Below are 15344 nucleotides of genomic sequence, written 5' to 3'. Positions count from 1 at the left end.
GGAGCTGTAATCGTGACAATCGCCCGCTTAAGCCCAAGTTTGCTGTCAAAATGACCCGAGATACCGAATATTGTAGGAATTTCTGCGGTTTCCCAGGAAATGATGTGCTATTTCCATTGTATTCATCCCATTTAGGCGGACAAACCAACAATTTGTTTTTTCTTAGAAAAATGTAGCTTTCTCATCACAAATTGTGCAGAAAAGAGTCTCAATGATTTCCGCATTTTGTACAGGCAATTTTTCTATTTTCTCATAAAATAAAGACGAGGTGATGAATAGATGGTGAAAATTTTTATTGATCCTGGCCATGGAGGAACAGATTCTGGAGCTGCTGTTAATGGACTTTTGGAGAAAAATATCACACTGCAAATCGCGATTTTATTGAGAGATATGTTGATTAGTGATTATGATGACGTTTCCGTCCGCTTAAGTCGTTCAATTGATCAATCCGTTACTTTGGCCCAGCGTACAAATGCGGCAAACAGCTGGGGAGCTGACTATTTCGTGTCTATTCATGTTAATGCGGGCGGGGGCACAGGTTTTGAAAGCTATGTGTATCCTGGCGTTTCAGCACCAACCACCACGTATCGCAATGCCCTTCATGATGAAATTGTTCGCTCGGTGGATTTTGCCAACCGCGGCAAGAAAACAGCGAACTTCCACGTTCTTCGAGAAACTTCTATGCCCGCTATTTTAACAGAGAATGGTTTCATTGATACGGCAGCTGATGCAAATAAGCTCCGCAACGCGACCTTCCTTCAAGGCATCGCTCGCGCTCATGCCACTGGATTAGAGAAAGCCTTTCAGCTGAAAAAAAAAGCAAGTAATCTTTATAAAGTACAGGCTGGAGCTTTCAAGGTGAAAGCCAATGCAGATGAATTAGCAGCCACGCTGAAATCAAAAGGCTTTGACGCCTTTGTTGTATTAGAGGGAGGTATGTTCCGAGTACAAGCCGGAGCTTTTCGTACAAAGCAAAATGCGGATGACCTCGTCGCAAGATTGAAACAGGCCGGTCACGACGCATTCGTTTTCCAATAACTGAAGCTGTTATAACGAAATAAACCGGCTCAAGTCTGCTGCTGAGCCGGTTTATGATTGATTCCTTTATGCTAAAATGTTCACGACAAATTGAGACCACGTTTCAAGTCGATCGAAGTATTCAGGCTTTTTCAAATCAGATGCTTTCATCCATTTTCCTGATATTTGATCTGTTTCTTTCACTTCTACATGAGCACTTGGAGATAATTCAAGCGCTGATAACAGTCCAATGTGCACACGGCCGACACTGTTGTCATCATCATTAATTAAACCAAGGGTTTTCATCTCAAGTTTGTCTTCTTCTTGAATAGAAAGTTCCTCGTCTAGTTCACGATCCGTATTTTCTTTTAGAATTTCAGCAAAGTTTTTGCCTTCGATGAAATTCATGTGACCACCAAAGCCAAGAGATAACTTATGATGCAATCGAGTCTCTCCCCCGCCTTGAAGCCTTTCATATACATACACTTCGTCCTCACGCTTAATCACGACATAAGGAATCGGCTGCTTGAAGTCAGGATTTTCTTCCGCATCGCCTCTTCGCATCTGCTTGAAGTGCTCTTCGATTTCTTTCATAATTGTGTTGATTGTTTTCTCTTCACTATTCACACCATTAAACGCAAGCGTTTCGTTTTGGAATACGCGTGTGCGCGGTGCAACTAGTATGATTTCATCCATTTTCCCCATGTTCTTTAACCTCCAGTATGTAACGCATTGTATGAAATGGCAAAAAGCCAAAACGAGTGATGCGTTTTGACTTTTACGCCTTACTTATGATTCATCTCCAAAGAAGAAGTCGTCATCTTTTAACGGCTCAACCGTCGCTTTTTTGTAGCCATTCCCTTTCATTGAGAAGAAGTCATGCGACTTTGTTTTTGTATTGAGTCCGTTCAATACAATTGGATTGATCTCTTCTTCTTCAAAGTAAGGGGCAAATCCAAGGTTCATTAACGCTTTATTGGCATTGTAACGAATGAACTTTTTCACATCATGCGATAAATTGACTTGGTCATATATATCTTCCGTGTAATGAAGTTCATTTTCATAAAGCTCGTTCAAGAGGTCAATCGAGAAATTGTACAGCTCTTTTTGCACGTCAGGTGTTTGTTTGTTGTAAATTTCTTGTGCTAATAATCCAACGTACACACCGTGAATCGCTTCATCACGCAAAATCAAGTTGATGATTTCACCGCTTTGCATGAGCTTTCCTTGTCCATAAAAATAAAGCGGGTAGTAAAAACCACTGTAAAATAGGAAGCTTTCTAAATAAACAGAAGCAACCATTGCTTTAAAGAGGGAAATCGGATCATCCTTTTGAATCGAACGGTATAAACTGACAATCATATCTGCTTTCTTTTGCAAGAATTTATTCTTCTTGACCCATTCAAACACTTCACTGATCGTTTCAGTTGGTGCGAGTGTCATGAAGATATTTGAGTATGATTTCGCATGTACCGCATTTTCCATCATCGCCATAAAGTTTAATACCGCTTTACGCTGATGGCCTTCTACATGTTCAGCCACAATCGGCATCCCTGTATTTCCTTGTTCTGTATCAAGTAAAGTCAGTCCAGCAAGTACCTTCATGTACGTATCTCGCTCTTTTTCACCTAAATATTTCCATGTCAAGAGATCCCCGTTTAAGGAAATCTCTTCAGGAAGCCAGAACTGCTTCACATTTTGGTTGTAAAACATTTGTGTAAAATCGTCTTCGTGTTTTGACCAGTTGGCTGCATCATAAATTTTTGTCACGTTAAACTCTCCTTTAATCAAACAACACAAGAAAGACAGCCTTCCTGCCCTGTATCCTTCGTTCTTGCATAATAAAGTGTCTTAATGCCTTTATGGTGTGCATACAGATCGATGCGGTTTAAGTCACGCGTTGTCATCGTATCTTTCAGGAATAATGTAAAGCTAATTCCTTGATCGACGTGCTGCTGAATCGTTGCGATCATATCGACCACTTTAAACATATCCATATCGTACGCTTCTTTATAGAAGAACCAGTTTTGCGCTGAAAGACCTGGCATTGGGTAATACGTTTTGCTGTTGCCGTATGTTCTTTCTTCGATACGTTCCATAATTGGCATAACAGAGGCTGTTGCCGATTGCACATAAGAAATGGAACCTGTTGGTGCAATACATAAGCGGTAGCTATGGTACATGCCATTTTCCGCTACAAAGTCTTTGAGTGCTACCCAGTCTTCTTTTGTTGGAATGTGCATGCCTTCAAATAATGCTGCTGCTTTTTCTGTTTTTGGTGTGAAATCATTCTCCACGTATTTATTGAAGTACTCGCCCGTTGCGTAGCCAGAGCCTTCATAACGATGGAATGTTTCTCCTTTTTCTTTTGCAAGCTCACTTGAACGTTTAATTGAATAATAGTTTACCATCATAAAGAACGTATTCGCGAAATCTCTTGCTTCTTCACTTTCATAGGCCATTTGGTTTTGAGCCAAATACCCGTGAAGGTTCATCGCGCCAAGTCCGATTGACTTCATCGCTTTGTTCGCTTTTCGAACAGCTGGTGCATTGCGAATGTCTGTTGTTTCAGATACAAGCGTTAGTGAGTCTGTTGCAAGTTTGACCGTTTTTTCGATCGATTTGTTTTTCATGACATTCATGATATTTAATGAACCAAGGTTACATGAAATATCAAGACCAATTTCATCTTCTTGATCGTAGTCAGCGTAAGAAGAGACCTCTGAAGCTTGAAGCACTTCTGAGCAAAGGTTTGAGAATTTCACTCGTGAAATATGGTTTAATGCATGCTCTCTATTCACATTATCTTGGAACATGATATATGGATAGCCAGATTCCGAGCGAAGAACAGCCAATTTTTCAAGAAGCTTTCTCGGATTGACTTTTTCTTTTTTGATTTTCGGGTTTTCTACAAGCTCATCATACATTTCTTCCATGTCCATCTCATCAAGATGCTGTCCATATTCTTTATAGACTGTGTGCGGATAAAAGGTGTAAGCTGTTTTATCTTCTCTTGCAAGCTCGATAAATTTATCCGGGATGACAACACCGATGGACAATGTTTTCACACGAACATCTTCATCTGCAGAGATTTTTTTTGTATCTAAGAAATCATTAATATCTCTGTGGAAAATATTGAGGTACGCACTGCCTGATCCTTGTCTTTGTCCCATTTGATCTGCATATCTGAATGCATTATCAAGAAGCTTCATCACACCGACGACACCTTTTGTCGCGTTTTCAACATCTTTGATTGCTTCGCCTTTTGCACGAAGTTTTGACAAGTTCAAGCTGACGCCGCCGCCTAATTTTGAAAGCTGCATGGAAATATCAATCGCTCTTGAAATATCGTTTAATGAGTCATTCACTTCAAGCAAGAAGCAGCTCACAAGCTCACCGCGTCTTTTACGCCCAGCGTTTAAGAATGTTGGTGTACTTGGCTGGTACTCCTGATTGATCATCAATTCTACAAACTCAAGAGCTTTTTCTTTATCTCCGCCCGCAAAGAAAAGCGCTACAATTGATATGCGGTCTTCATAGCGTTCAAGGATTTTCTTTTTATCATTTGTTTTCAGTGCATAGTCGTTGTAAAACTTAAACGCACTCATGAATGATGGGAATCTAAATTTCTTCGCATATGCAGCTTCGAATACTTCTTTAATATCTGCCATGCTGTATTGTCTTAAAAATTCTTCCTCATAGTAGTCGTTTTCTATTAAGTAATCAATCTTCTCTTCTAAGTTGTGAAAGAAGACTGTGTTTTGATTAATATAATCTACGAAATAACTATGTACAGCTTCTTTGTCCTTATCGAACTGAAACTTTCCTTCTTTTTGAATCATAATCTCGTTATTTAATTGTATCCACTTTGGAACCTGATTTTGTGACAATTCTTTCTACCTCCTGTGTAAACAATTCAACATCCCTTTTTGTTCCGCTTAGTTCAAAGGTGTGCAAAATAGGAACTTGATATTGTTTAGAAATCGTATCGGCGCTTTTGGCAAAATTATCTCCCCACACTTTGTTTCCACTCACCGCTACACCTAGTAAAAGGTGAGCATTTTTCTCTAAAAAGGATTGAGTGGTACTTGGGACTTGTCCAAATCCTGTCGTAAAGGTGACGAGAATAAACGGCGTATCCAAAAACTCTTCTCCAGTCAATTTTCGTTTGTCTGTAAAAGGGGTCTTGTCCAAAAAGCGTTGAACATTTCCTGTTTTTGAATCAAATACGATTTGAATCAATTCCATCACGACCTAGTTTTTAGTATTGTTGATCATTTCGTTATTCACCATATATAGTATACTATGTTTTTTCAAAACACAACATATAGATGTTCGAAACGAAAAAAATCAACCAACCCGGCCGAACATTCATAGCCGAACTCGTACGTTCAAATAAATAGAGCAGAACAGGATCTAAAAATAGACTGCTCTACTCTCTATTCAACTGAAACCGAAATCTATCATAACACGAAAAAAAATCGCTTAGTAGACTAGACTTTTTGTTTTATTTTTTGTAGGCATCGCACTGTAAATCTTCTGACACTTCTGTAATTTCCACTTCAACACCTAATTCTTTTAGCACCGCTTCAAGCGCAGAGAAGATCGAAGCTTCTCTGACTAATTCTTTCCCATTTACAGAAACGCTTGTTCCATATTCAAAACAGGAGTCGTCTTCACAAGTTTGTTCCCAATGATTAATTTTAATTTTGTGTGTCATGAACTCATCCTTTTCTGTCTAAATGTCTGATGCATGATTATAGTGTAGCGACTTCACATTCATTTGTAAATTTACGTGCTTACTCTTCCACAGAATCGTCATCATCATCATCTTCGTCCCACTCATCTATGTATTTTGTTTTAATAAGGGTCAGTTCTCCCTCTTTTTCATCAAACCGGTACACATGTACTTCATCATCTTTCACAACTGCAAAGTGATTATTTTTTAGTGCAACAGCTGATTGTAATAGGCCATCTATATGTCCATGATCATCTTGATTAGAATAGTTATGCCAGCTTTCCTGTCTCGATTCAATGTTTGAAATGGCGCATGATCCAAACAAGACAACAATCCCAACTAGTAGAAGGATCACTCTAATCCTTCTCAATTCAAGCTCTGCATTTTCCATATCGCTTCCCTCACCTTTCTTCATATCCAATAAGGAATTATACGCAGAATAGGCAGAAAAGTTTCACGGCATGCAAAATAGCCCCTCTGCACTGACAAAAAACGTAGCGGGTTCCGGCCGGTTTATTCGCAGATGCATGGGGCTATTAGGTCGAACATATCCTATTCTAATTCTAGATTTACATTCTTTTGAGGTGCAAATGTAGAAATGGCGTGTTTATAAATAAGCTGCTGCTTCCCTTCTGTTTCAAGCAGCACCGTGAAATTGTCAAAGCCTTTCACTTGACCGCGAAGCTGAAAGCCATTCAGTAAGAATACTGTGACAAATGTATTGTCTTTACGAATTTGATTCAAAAATTGGTCCTGAATATTAATCGGTTTCATGTTTCGTCCTCCTTGATTCTGATAACTACAGTTTCGCTTTAAGTCCAAGCTTTCCTGCTATATATGCGAAAATTTCCTCTTTTTTGTCTGAAAAGTGGCAAGGCGGTGTCATGTCGAACCAAGTGACATCCATTTTATTACGGAACCACGTGAACTGACGTTTCGCATATCTACGGGAATTTTGCTTTAATTGCAGGATAGCTTCATCAAGTGAGCAGTCACCTTGAAAATACGCATACAGCTCTTTATAACCAATCGCTTGAACCGATTGACAATCCTTCAAGCCAGATTGATAAAGTGCGCTCACTTCCTCAATTAAGCCTTCATCTATCATCATATCAATTCTTTGGTGAATGCGCTCGTACAAAAGCTCTCGATCCATTTTCAGCCCAATGAAGGCTGTATCATAAAGAGGAACTTCTTGATGACCATTTTGCATCTCCGACATTTTCTGACCTGTTGTATGGATCACTTCCAGCGCCCGGATCACGCGGCGGACATTATTCGGATGAATGGTTTTTGCAGCATCAGGGTCTACTGCCTTTAGCTTTTCGTGTAGCTGAAGGGAGCCATGCTGCTGTTCAAACAGCGCCATTTCTTCTCTAAAAGAAGGGTCACTTTTCTCATCGGTAAATGTGTAATCATATAAAACAGATTGGATATACAAACCTGTTCCGCCGACAATCATGGGTGTTTTCCCTCTAGCGGCAATCTCTTTGATTTTCATACGGACCAGCTGCTGAAATTCAGCTGTAGAAAAAGATTCATCTGGCTCTTTCATATCAATTAGGTGGTGCGGGACACCATCCATTTCTTCAGGGGTGATTTTAGCTGTTCCAATGTCCATTCTTTTATAAATCTGCATAGAATCACCGCTGATAATTTCTCCATTAAATGCTTTGGCTATATGAATGCTCAGTTTTGTTTTGCCGACAGCCGTCGGTCCTACTAATACAATCACTGGTTGTTTCGTTTTTTTCATAACATCACTCTCTTTTACAAACTGCCTACAGTATAGCATAACTTCTCTTTCTCTCCTATATAGGGCCTATCACCAGCCGAGTGGTTCATTTCCGACCACTTCATATGTCTTTCCTTTTAACCGGTGCGTATGCGTCGGCCGCTCTTCGTCCGGACTATAGACGACTCCTCCGTACGGAATGGGGACAGAATCGTTATAGGCTGAAAACGTGACTTCCTCAATCTCGTGATAGTGGGTACCATCTAATCTCGGTATTGCAGGCCCTGTGACGCCGTAGTATCTGTGGAAATGCCCTCTCTCAAAAGAGGTGACCCCGCGATAATAATGAGTATGCTGATCGGTATTGCTCCCATTGACAGGCTGAGAAATACCTTCTATTAAATGATAATGCTCTTCTGTTACATCCGTTCGTGCTTTATAGGCATGAGCATGCGGCGGGCATTTTGCCCAATCAGATGGATACAGGCCCATTTTTAACATTCCTCCTTATAATAGGCGTTCATCCAAACACATATAGGCCAAACGAATACACTGATGTCAGTTACAGTGATTTTATGTGAGAGGAGCCTTTTTTTATGAATTATTTTGATGCACCGCCATTTATGCAAGAAGACATGAGAAGACCTTTTGGATTTGGAAGACCTGGATTTGGATTTGGAGGCCCTGGGTTTGGAAGACCTGGATTTGGGTTTGGGAGACCTGGATTTTTTGGACCTCCATTTTTAGGTGGTTTTGCTGGAGGACTACTTGCAGGGTCCCTGCTTGCGCCAGGATATGGCTATGGCTATCCTTATCCACCACCATATCCGCCATATGGACCATACCCTTATTATTAAATATGACTTTTAAGTGAAAACAACCTTTCATAAAATGAATCGATTGACACATTAGTTTTTCATGGGTTAACATTTACTTTACCGACCGTTCAGTAAAGTAGGTGTTTTTTTTATGTCTAAAACCAAAAAAGAGCAAATTTTTGAGGCAGCTACTCGTACGATTTTAAAAGAAGGATTAAGTCAGCTTACCCTTCAGAAGGTAGCAGAGCATGCACATATGACCAAGGCCGGTCTGCTTTATCATTTTTCAAGCAAGGAAGAGCTCATTCAAAAAATGAATGAGCACGCGATTGTCTGCTTTCGTCAGCAGCTTGAGTCGTATCAGGAAACATACAAAAACGAAAAGGCTCCTTATGTACGTGCATATATTTTGGCGACATTAAATGATCTTGATATGCAAAACACGACCCAGTTATGTACAAGCATGCTGGCCACCATGTCATTTGATGAAGCGTTATTGAACCCTTGGCGTGATTTATATGCGGAGTTTAAAGAGAAAGCAGCAGAGGAAATAAATGATCCTGCGCTGAGCCAACTGATCCGACTTGCATGTGATGGGATATGGTTTTCAGAGATGTTTCAGCTTGAACCGCTGAACCGAGAGGAAAAAACCCTTTTACTTCATCGGATTTTACACCTTTTAGAGGAGGGAACATGATGATCCTCGGATATCTTTTTCTAGCTGTGGCCATTTTTTCAGAAGCCGTTGGCGCCGTGATGTTAAAATTCTCAAATGGCTTTACTCGCTTTAAGCCTAGCGCTGTCGTTGTTGCTGGATATACACTTGCCTTTTATATGCTGTCATTGACACTGAATATCATTCCGCTTAGCATGTCTTACGCAACATGGTCTGGGGTTGGTACAGTCCTCACGGCTATTTTTGGCGTGCTTTTTTTCAAAGAAACCTTGAACCAAAGAGCAATCATTGGGATGGCGATGCTTGTCTCAGGGGTCGTACTTTTAAATATGTCATAAAGGATGTGAGAGATCATGAAAGGAATGCTCTATTTAACAGGGGCTATTTTGACAGAGGTTTTTGGCAGTACGATGCTGAAGCTTTCCCAAGGTTTTTCGCAACTGCTGCCGAGTATTGGGGTCCTGATCGGATTTGGGTGTGCCTTTACCTTCCTCAGTCTGGCACTTAAAACGATTGACCTTTCGTCTGCTTATGCAACATGGTCTGGCGTTGGAACAGCACTTACTGCTCTTATCGGACTCGTGCTGTTTAACGAAACCATTCACATAAAAGGCTTCATTGGTCTTGCACTAGTGATATGCGGCGTGATTGTCTTGAACCTGTCAAAAAAACAAAAGGAAGAAAACAAAGAACAAATCGATCAAACCGAATGGACGTCATAAAAAAAGTCATTTTCTCCATTTCATTAAGAGAAAATGACTTTTTGTTTTTACCCGCCGACTTGAATGGTTTCTTCTAAGGAAATGTCCACATTTCCTTGAACAGCTCTTGAGATCATACATGAGCTTTCGGCTTTGTGCGCGAGCTTACGGGCAAGCTCAATATCTTGCGGAGAAGCAGAGGCTTTGAGGATGATGACAGGCCGGTGAATGATTTTTTCATATGTAAACACACCATTTGTCACATCTACGACAGCCTCAGAACTCATTGTGAGATCCTCTTTTTCTAATTGGCTCCGCTCCATCATAGCGGCAAGTGTAATAATATAACACGTAGCCGCTGCACCTAAGAGCATCTCATCTGGATTTGTTCCGATGCCGGGACCGTCCATTTCTTTTGGAATTGAAATCTTCGTTTTTAACTGTTCGCATGAGATTGTACCCACATCGTTGCGCAGGCCAGGCCAGCTCGCCTGAAGATGAAAATGATGACGCGCCATATTTGTCTCTCCTTTTGTTATCACTTTTTATAGTGTAACAAGAATTCACGCTGCTTGTCTTAACATGTGCACCATCTTTATGTATATTCCTCATCCAGCACTGTCCGAATCGCCCTGACATACCGGTAGAACGTCTCGTTTTTTGTACTCGACCGCCGCCGAAAGTCAAAACTGTCAAATAAAGCTTCACGCTGACTTCTACTAATCTCTAGCTGTACACTTTGCCCTGTTTTAGTAAGATTATTAATATTATGATTGCTTGTTCCGCTCAGGGTTGCGTGTGCGACAGCCAGTTCAGCAGAAAATCCGTTCCGCTCTAATGAGTTCACTATTTTTTCTGCACGGTCGTAATCTGTTCCGCCAACGAGCGTATGGTCAATGCCTTCCTCACCTTTGTATCCATGCACTGCTAAGATATAATCGTGTGCTTTTGCCTGCGCGACGCCGACTGGCTCATCAAAGTTTGTACTTGTCACATGAAGTTCTGACGCATTCTCTCTTAAACCTTCAAACAAATACGTAGAGAAATCATTATCGAAAAAATGGACGATCTCACTCACGCCGCCTTCAATTCTCCCGCCATGGGGTGACATCACAAGAAGACGGCTTCCAGGCACTGGGTTGGCTGTAATTTGATAGCTGCTTGTTGATTCGTTTTCTTCCAGTTCTTTAAAATTGCTATAAATATCATTTGAACCGCTTTCGTCTTCCCCACCTGATGACAATGGCTCATCAGGTTCCTGTGCTTGCATTGTATAATAAACGCCCCATCCGATCGCAAGCAGGAGAAGCAAAGCAAAAAACTTCTTCATTCCCGTTCTCCTTTAACAGATTTCTAAGCCGTTTCTATGATTTATATTGAATCATCATTTCTTTTCATTTTTTCCACTTTTTCTCTTCAAATTTGATCATAACACTCTAGATCATGAGATTCCTCAAAAATAAGATAATTGCATTTATATACACAGAAACGCCTCTCGTCTTTGAAAACAGAGTTAGAATAGTATGACAGACAAATGAAGTTATGTTTAAAATGACCTAGTTCTATCCAGTCTGTTTTCTTTAATTCGGCTACTTTTTATATGGATTTGATTTTTCCCCTCTGTGACAAGTCACATTTGTATGAGCATTGACCCTGTCTAACCCCTCCTTTTTTTCTGCAAAATCGTTTGTTTCACCGGTTCTCTAAGAAGAACTCTCCCACCTATCATCGGCTGATTCTACATGTTTTCCACCTTTTTCTATTATTTTACAAAATGTAAGCGCTTTTCTTTTTCATCAGAAATGAGTAAGCCGCCAATATGAAGAAAAGAAGGGACAAGAATCCGAACAAAGCAGCTCTCATTCTCATAACGTAAGAGTGTACAAGAATGGATAGCTAGAATGGAGGGCATCACATGTTTGGATTTTCGATGGTACAAATGGTCAGGACACATGCTAGTAAACTGGATCAGCCTTTAAGAGAGGCCGTCCTTCACCTTTATAAACCTTTTAAATGGACGCCATGCTTTCTTCATCGTTTCTTTGAAGGAAGATTAAAGAAGAGAAAGAAACTTCGTGTGATTATTGAATTTAAGGAAGACGCGGTCGAAGCAGGGATTCAAAGCACAAAACAGCTCATGAAAAAAAGTAGAAAAACAAATATCAAACGGCACTTTTCACATATCGACTGCTGCGCTGCAGACCTAACACCGGCTGCTTTAGAGGAGCTGTTAGCAAATGGTGAGCATATTCGTAAAATTTATTTAGACCGGAAAGTTCATGCACTTCTGGATGTTGCCACACAAGCAAGTCACGCGGATGAAGTCATCCGAAACGGTACAGCCTTAACTGGGGAAGGCATTACAGTCGCTGTCATTGACACAGGAATTTATCCACATGAAGATTTAGAAGGAAGGATTCGCGATTTTGTGGACTTAGTCAAGCAAAAAACAAAGCCTTATGATGATAACGGGCATGGCACTCACTGCGCTGGAGATGTAGCTGGAGACGGAGCGGCCTCAGATGGCTTGTACAAAGGACCTGCTCCAAAAGCTCATTTAATTGGCGTAAAAGTGTTAAATAAACAAGGGGCTGGATCGCTTTCTACTATTATAGAAGGGGTTGAATGGTGCATTCAGTTCAATGAAGATCACCCTGATGATCCGATTCATATTATGAGTATGTCACTAGGCGGAGATGCTCAGCGTTATGATGACGAACAGGACGATCCGATGGTGCGTGCTGTCAATGCTGCTTGGGATCAAGGCATTGTAGTATGCGTCGCAGCCGGAAACTCTGGTCCTAACAGCCAAACGATTGCGAGCCCTGCCGTCAGTCAAAAAGTGATTACGGTTGGCGCTTTTGATGACCGGAATACACCAGAATCAAACGATGATATCGTGGCACCATTTTCAAGCAGAGGTCCTACTGTTTATGGTGAGACAAAGCCTGATATCCTTGCACCAGGAGTAAACATCGTCTCTCTCAGATCACCAAGATCCTTTCTAGATAAACTCGACAAATCAAGTAGAGTCGATGATGATTACACGACGTTATCTGGCACATCTATGGCAACACCGATTTGCGCTGGTATTTGTGCTCTTCTATTAGAGCATTCACCAGATTTAACGCCCGATGAGGTCAAAACCTTGTTAAAAGAAAATACAAGCAAGTGGCCTGGGGATGACCCGATGATTTACGGAGCAGGTGCCATTGACGCAGAAAAAGCCATCAAAGAATAAATAAAAAAAGCCCTTTACGTTGATTCGTAAAGGGTGTTGTTTTTGTCTGTTATTACGTGTGAAGTCTTTCATCTACTTGATCAGCTGACATGTTATGCTTCGTTCTCATACATCTCATCTCCTTTTTGAATGTGCGTACGCGCTTCGATCACAATCTCAAAAAAAGTGGAGGATTCCTTGTACATGTCGCGTTCCTTATAATAATTAGCCGCATCAAGTGCTAATTCCTCTAAATCAGCAAACATTTTTTTGCTTCGCAGTCCAAATAGTGCCGATCTTAATTGCTCACAACTGTCTTTTTCTATATAAAGCGCCTGCAAAAATTGGAATTTCAACTGATAAATTTCATCTTCCAATAAACAAGCCTCGTTCATTCCTTTACGTATAGCCTCACCCGCTCGCTCGATATCTCCGAGTTTAAACCAGGTAAGAGCAAGTGAAAATAATGATTTGATCATCGTGGATGCTTGATCTTTTTGATAAAGGGAAATGGCTTGTTCAAAAAAGACTGTCGCTGTATGGTACGTTCCCATACTATAATGACAAGCTCCTAAGTTATTAAGAGCCATTGCTTTAAAATAAGATGTGCACTTTTTCCGCTCCATCGCTTCACAGACCTTTAACGTTTTTTCTAAGTAAGGAAGCGCTTTTTGGTGCTGACTCACATCAATCCAATTACCTGCCATGACAAAATCACATTGAATGCTTCTTTTTCCATAAAGCTGATGTTTCTTATAAATGTCTCTCGCCTTTTTAGCATAATGCATGGAGAAATAAGTTTGTTTCATATGATAGTATACTTCAGCGATTTTATAGTAAAATTCCGCTTTTTCAATCTCATCTGTCACTAAGATCAGTTGATGTTCCGCATGCTTGTAATAGGAAATGGCCTCGATGTACCGGCGCTGGATAAACGCATACATTCCATGAAAAAAATGAAAGTAATAGCCAAGTAAGCCTGTCATCTCATCTTCTCCATCTTCCATTTCTTTCGGAAAAGACACGGCTTGAAGTGTTTCACTCGCTGCATGGACTGGCGTTAAATGCTGAAGCATCAGTTGATGGCGAAAATCCATTAGAGAATAATATAGAAGTAAATCTTGATCTTCTTCCATCTCATGAATTTCTTCTTCAACAAGGCGCTTCATATCGTTTGCTTGTTCGACTTCAAATTTGCAAATATGCGTGTACCATTGATTGATCTTTACACCTACTTCGGAAGATGGTATTTTATGTGCCATCCACTTCAGCCCCATTCTATCATATCAAACTGATAACTATTATTTTACATAATTTATGTTTTCAAGGCAAATTGTAATTTATTGCATAATTTATGTTCATTTCGCATATTTCTATCTTTTTTACCAAGTTTAAATAGAGTACTTTTGCCCATCAAAACGATTTTTCTATGAAGATGGGTCAAATTCTCTTAATACTTCTTTTAAAGCACGGATATAACGTCTGAATGCTTTTTTCTTTCCTTTTCTCGTATCAAAATGGTCGAAAAAGGCCTCTCTCTGTGCCGTACTAATTTCTAGCTGAACGCTTTCACCACTTGCATTTCGATTATTAATGTTTTTAGGGTCTGTTCCTGAAAGCCGTTCGCCTTCTTGCACCATTTCTGCAGAAAATCCTCGATCTTTTAATTCTCGTACAACTGCTCTTTGCATTTTTTCATTTGTACCGCCAACTAGCGTGTGCCTTTTATCACTTTTGTAGCCGTGGATGGACATGGAGAAGGGGTACGTTTTAATCATTTGAACCAATATCGGTTCATCAAACTTGGTGCTTGTAATATGCAAATCACGATTATTCTCTTGTTTCATTCCTTCAAACAAATACGTAGAGTACCTTTCTTGAAATGCTTCTACAATTTCACTTGTTCCTGGTTCAATTTCCCCTCCATGAGGAGAAAAGACGAGTAAATCACTTCCGCCCTTTTCGTGAAATTCTATTTCATAGCCTTCTTTTTCATGCCTGATAAGCTGTTTAAAGCTTTCATATTGATCCCCTTTTTTTCGCTCTTTTTGATACTTTTCTACCTCTTCTTGATGTTGCTTTTGCTCTTTTTTTTCTTGAACAGAATGGCCGCATTTCACCATTAAAAGAGCACATAGGATCAGAAAGATGAATCCACATATCAGTAGCCTTTTCATTTCACCGCTCCTTTTCATTCTCTAAGGTGTCATCTTATCGCATTATTTTACTATCAATGGCTAACAGAATTCAAAGGTTGTCCGGCTCATTTAAACGAATCAGGAGAACTTTCCTGTTTTTTTATGCCGCTCTAGGTATTTCTGACTTCTTTGAATATTCGCTGCTTGAATAAAAACTGCATCGTATGACCTTATTTTAACTTTAGTTAAAATCACCTACAAAAATGGACATATTCTTCTGATTTCAAACAAAAAAAGCCGT

The 15344-nt window shown here is 40.2% G+C and carries 19 protein-coding genes; 6 read left to right on the top strand and 13 right to left on the bottom strand.

Going from position 1 to position 15344, the window contains the following annotated elements:
- The first annotated feature begins 279 nt into the window (after positions 1-279).
- On the top strand, positions 280-1038 hold the full coding sequence (locus MHI33_RS09865) for an N-acetylmuramoyl-L-alanine amidase (protein ID WP_106067501.1): 759 nt from the start codon (positions 280-282) through the stop codon (positions 1036-1038).
- A gap of 66 nt (positions 1039-1104) precedes the next feature.
- On the opposite strand, the gene MHI33_RS09860 is transcribed toward MHI33_RS09865, so the two are convergent.
- The 9 genes from MHI33_RS09860 to MHI33_RS09820 all read right to left on the bottom strand — a co-directional run bounded on the left by MHI33_RS09860 (position 1105) and on the right by MHI33_RS09820 (position 7982).
- A complete protein-coding gene (locus MHI33_RS09860; RefSeq protein ID WP_065097328.1) occupies positions 1105-1722 on the bottom strand; it encodes a hypothetical protein in 618 nt (205 codons plus the stop codon).
- An 84-nt stretch (positions 1723-1806) separates the two neighbouring features.
- A complete protein-coding gene (gene nrdF, locus MHI33_RS09855; RefSeq protein ID WP_340910893.1) occupies positions 1807-2787 on the bottom strand; it encodes a class 1b ribonucleoside-diphosphate reductase subunit beta in 981 nt (326 codons plus the stop codon).
- A 17-nt stretch (positions 2788-2804) separates the two neighbouring features.
- Positions 2805-4907: a class 1b ribonucleoside-diphosphate reductase subunit alpha gene (gene nrdE, locus MHI33_RS09850; RefSeq protein WP_340910892.1), complete on the bottom strand. Its 2103-nt coding sequence runs from the start codon at positions 4905-4907 to the stop codon at positions 2805-2807.
- Complete coding sequence (gene nrdI, locus MHI33_RS09845; protein ID WP_008360380.1) at positions 4867-5259, bottom strand: class Ib ribonucleoside-diphosphate reductase assembly flavoprotein NrdI; 393 nt, start codon at positions 5257-5259, stop codon at positions 4867-4869. Before nrdI ends, nrdE begins: the two co-directional genes overlap by 41 nt.
- 265 nt (positions 5260-5524) lie before the next feature.
- Positions 5525-5737: a hypothetical protein gene (locus MHI33_RS09840; protein ID WP_340910889.1), complete on the bottom strand. Its 213-nt coding sequence runs from the start codon at positions 5735-5737 to the stop codon at positions 5525-5527.
- A 79-nt stretch (positions 5738-5816) separates the two neighbouring features.
- Positions 5817-6146, bottom strand: a complete 330-nt coding sequence (locus MHI33_RS09835) for a YmzC family protein (RefSeq protein WP_113767695.1) — start codon at positions 6144-6146, stop codon at positions 5817-5819.
- A 161-nt stretch (positions 6147-6307) separates the two neighbouring features.
- Positions 6308-6529, bottom strand: coding sequence for an RNA chaperone Hfq (hfq, locus tag MHI33_RS09830; protein WP_003211269.1), 222 nt, complete (start codon positions 6527-6529; stop codon positions 6308-6310).
- Between the two features lie 25 nt (positions 6530-6554).
- A complete protein-coding gene (gene miaA, locus MHI33_RS09825) occupies positions 6555-7511 on the bottom strand; it encodes a tRNA (adenosine(37)-N6)-dimethylallyltransferase MiaA (protein WP_065097326.1) in 957 nt (318 codons plus the stop codon).
- Positions 7512-7580: 69 nt separating this feature from the next.
- Positions 7581-7982, bottom strand: a complete 402-nt coding sequence (locus MHI33_RS09820) for a YmaF family protein (protein ID WP_003211728.1) — start codon at positions 7980-7982, stop codon at positions 7581-7583.
- A 104-nt stretch (positions 7983-8086) separates the two neighbouring features.
- Between MHI33_RS09820 and MHI33_RS09815 the strand changes: the two genes are divergently transcribed.
- From MHI33_RS09815 to erbB, 4 genes are all read left to right on the top strand, one after another.
- Entirely contained in the window at positions 8087-8347 is a 261-nt protein-coding gene (locus MHI33_RS09815) for a hypothetical protein (RefSeq protein ID WP_003212477.1), read from the top strand.
- 112 nt (positions 8348-8459) lie between these two features.
- The gene (locus tag MHI33_RS09810) at positions 8460-9005 is read left to right on the top strand and encodes a TetR/AcrR family transcriptional regulator (protein WP_126741926.1); all 546 of its coding nucleotides are present in this window, start codon (positions 8460-8462) and stop codon (positions 9003-9005) included.
- The gene (gene erbA, locus MHI33_RS09805; protein ID WP_106032480.1) at positions 9005-9322 is read left to right on the top strand and encodes an SMR family multidrug efflux transporter EbrA; all 318 of its coding nucleotides are present in this window, start codon (positions 9005-9007) and stop codon (positions 9320-9322) included. The genes MHI33_RS09810 and erbA overlap by 1 nt, the downstream gene beginning before the upstream one ends.
- A 15-nt stretch (positions 9323-9337) precedes the next feature.
- Positions 9338-9706, top strand: a complete 369-nt coding sequence (gene erbB / locus MHI33_RS09800) for an SMR family multidrug efflux transporter EbrB (RefSeq protein ID WP_034662159.1) — start codon at positions 9338-9340, stop codon at positions 9704-9706.
- Positions 9707-9753: 47 nt separating this feature from the next.
- Here the strand turns inward: erbB and MHI33_RS09795 are convergent, their stop codons facing one another.
- Both MHI33_RS09795 and MHI33_RS09790 read right to left on the bottom strand, forming a co-directional pair.
- The gene (locus MHI33_RS09795) at positions 9754-10203 is read right to left on the bottom strand and encodes an OsmC family protein (protein ID WP_050944954.1); all 450 of its coding nucleotides are present in this window, start codon (positions 10201-10203) and stop codon (positions 9754-9756) included.
- A gap of 77 nt (positions 10204-10280) precedes the next feature.
- Complete coding sequence (locus MHI33_RS09790; RefSeq protein ID WP_044141847.1) at positions 10281-11015, bottom strand: poly-gamma-glutamate hydrolase family protein; 735 nt, start codon at positions 11013-11015, stop codon at positions 10281-10283.
- A gap of 585 nt (positions 11016-11600) precedes the next feature.
- Here MHI33_RS09790 and MHI33_RS09785 point away from each other — a divergent pair.
- Entirely contained in the window at positions 11601-12926 is a 1326-nt protein-coding gene (locus MHI33_RS09785; RefSeq protein WP_340910881.1) for a S8 family peptidase, read from the top strand.
- 92 nt (positions 12927-13018) lie between these two features.
- Here MHI33_RS09785 and MHI33_RS09780 read toward each other — a convergent pair whose 3' ends face one another.
- Together MHI33_RS09780 and MHI33_RS09775 are read right to left on the bottom strand one after the other, a co-directional pair.
- Positions 13019-14167: a Rap family tetratricopeptide repeat protein gene (locus MHI33_RS09780; RefSeq protein ID WP_044141849.1), complete on the bottom strand. Its 1149-nt coding sequence runs from the start codon at positions 14165-14167 to the stop codon at positions 13019-13021.
- A gap of 165 nt (positions 14168-14332) precedes the next feature.
- Positions 14333-15082: a poly-gamma-glutamate hydrolase family protein gene (locus MHI33_RS09775; protein WP_065097319.1), complete on the bottom strand. Its 750-nt coding sequence runs from the start codon at positions 15080-15082 to the stop codon at positions 14333-14335.
- Positions 15083-15344: the final 262 nt, after the last annotated feature.

This window comes from Bacillus sp. FSL K6-2971 (assembly GCF_038006405.1).
Classification (GTDB): Bacteria; Bacillota; Bacilli; order Bacillales; family Bacillaceae; genus Bacillus; species Bacillus pumilus.
The sequence above is the reverse complement of the archived record's forward strand: the minus strand, read 5'-3'. Positions and strand labels throughout refer to the sequence as shown.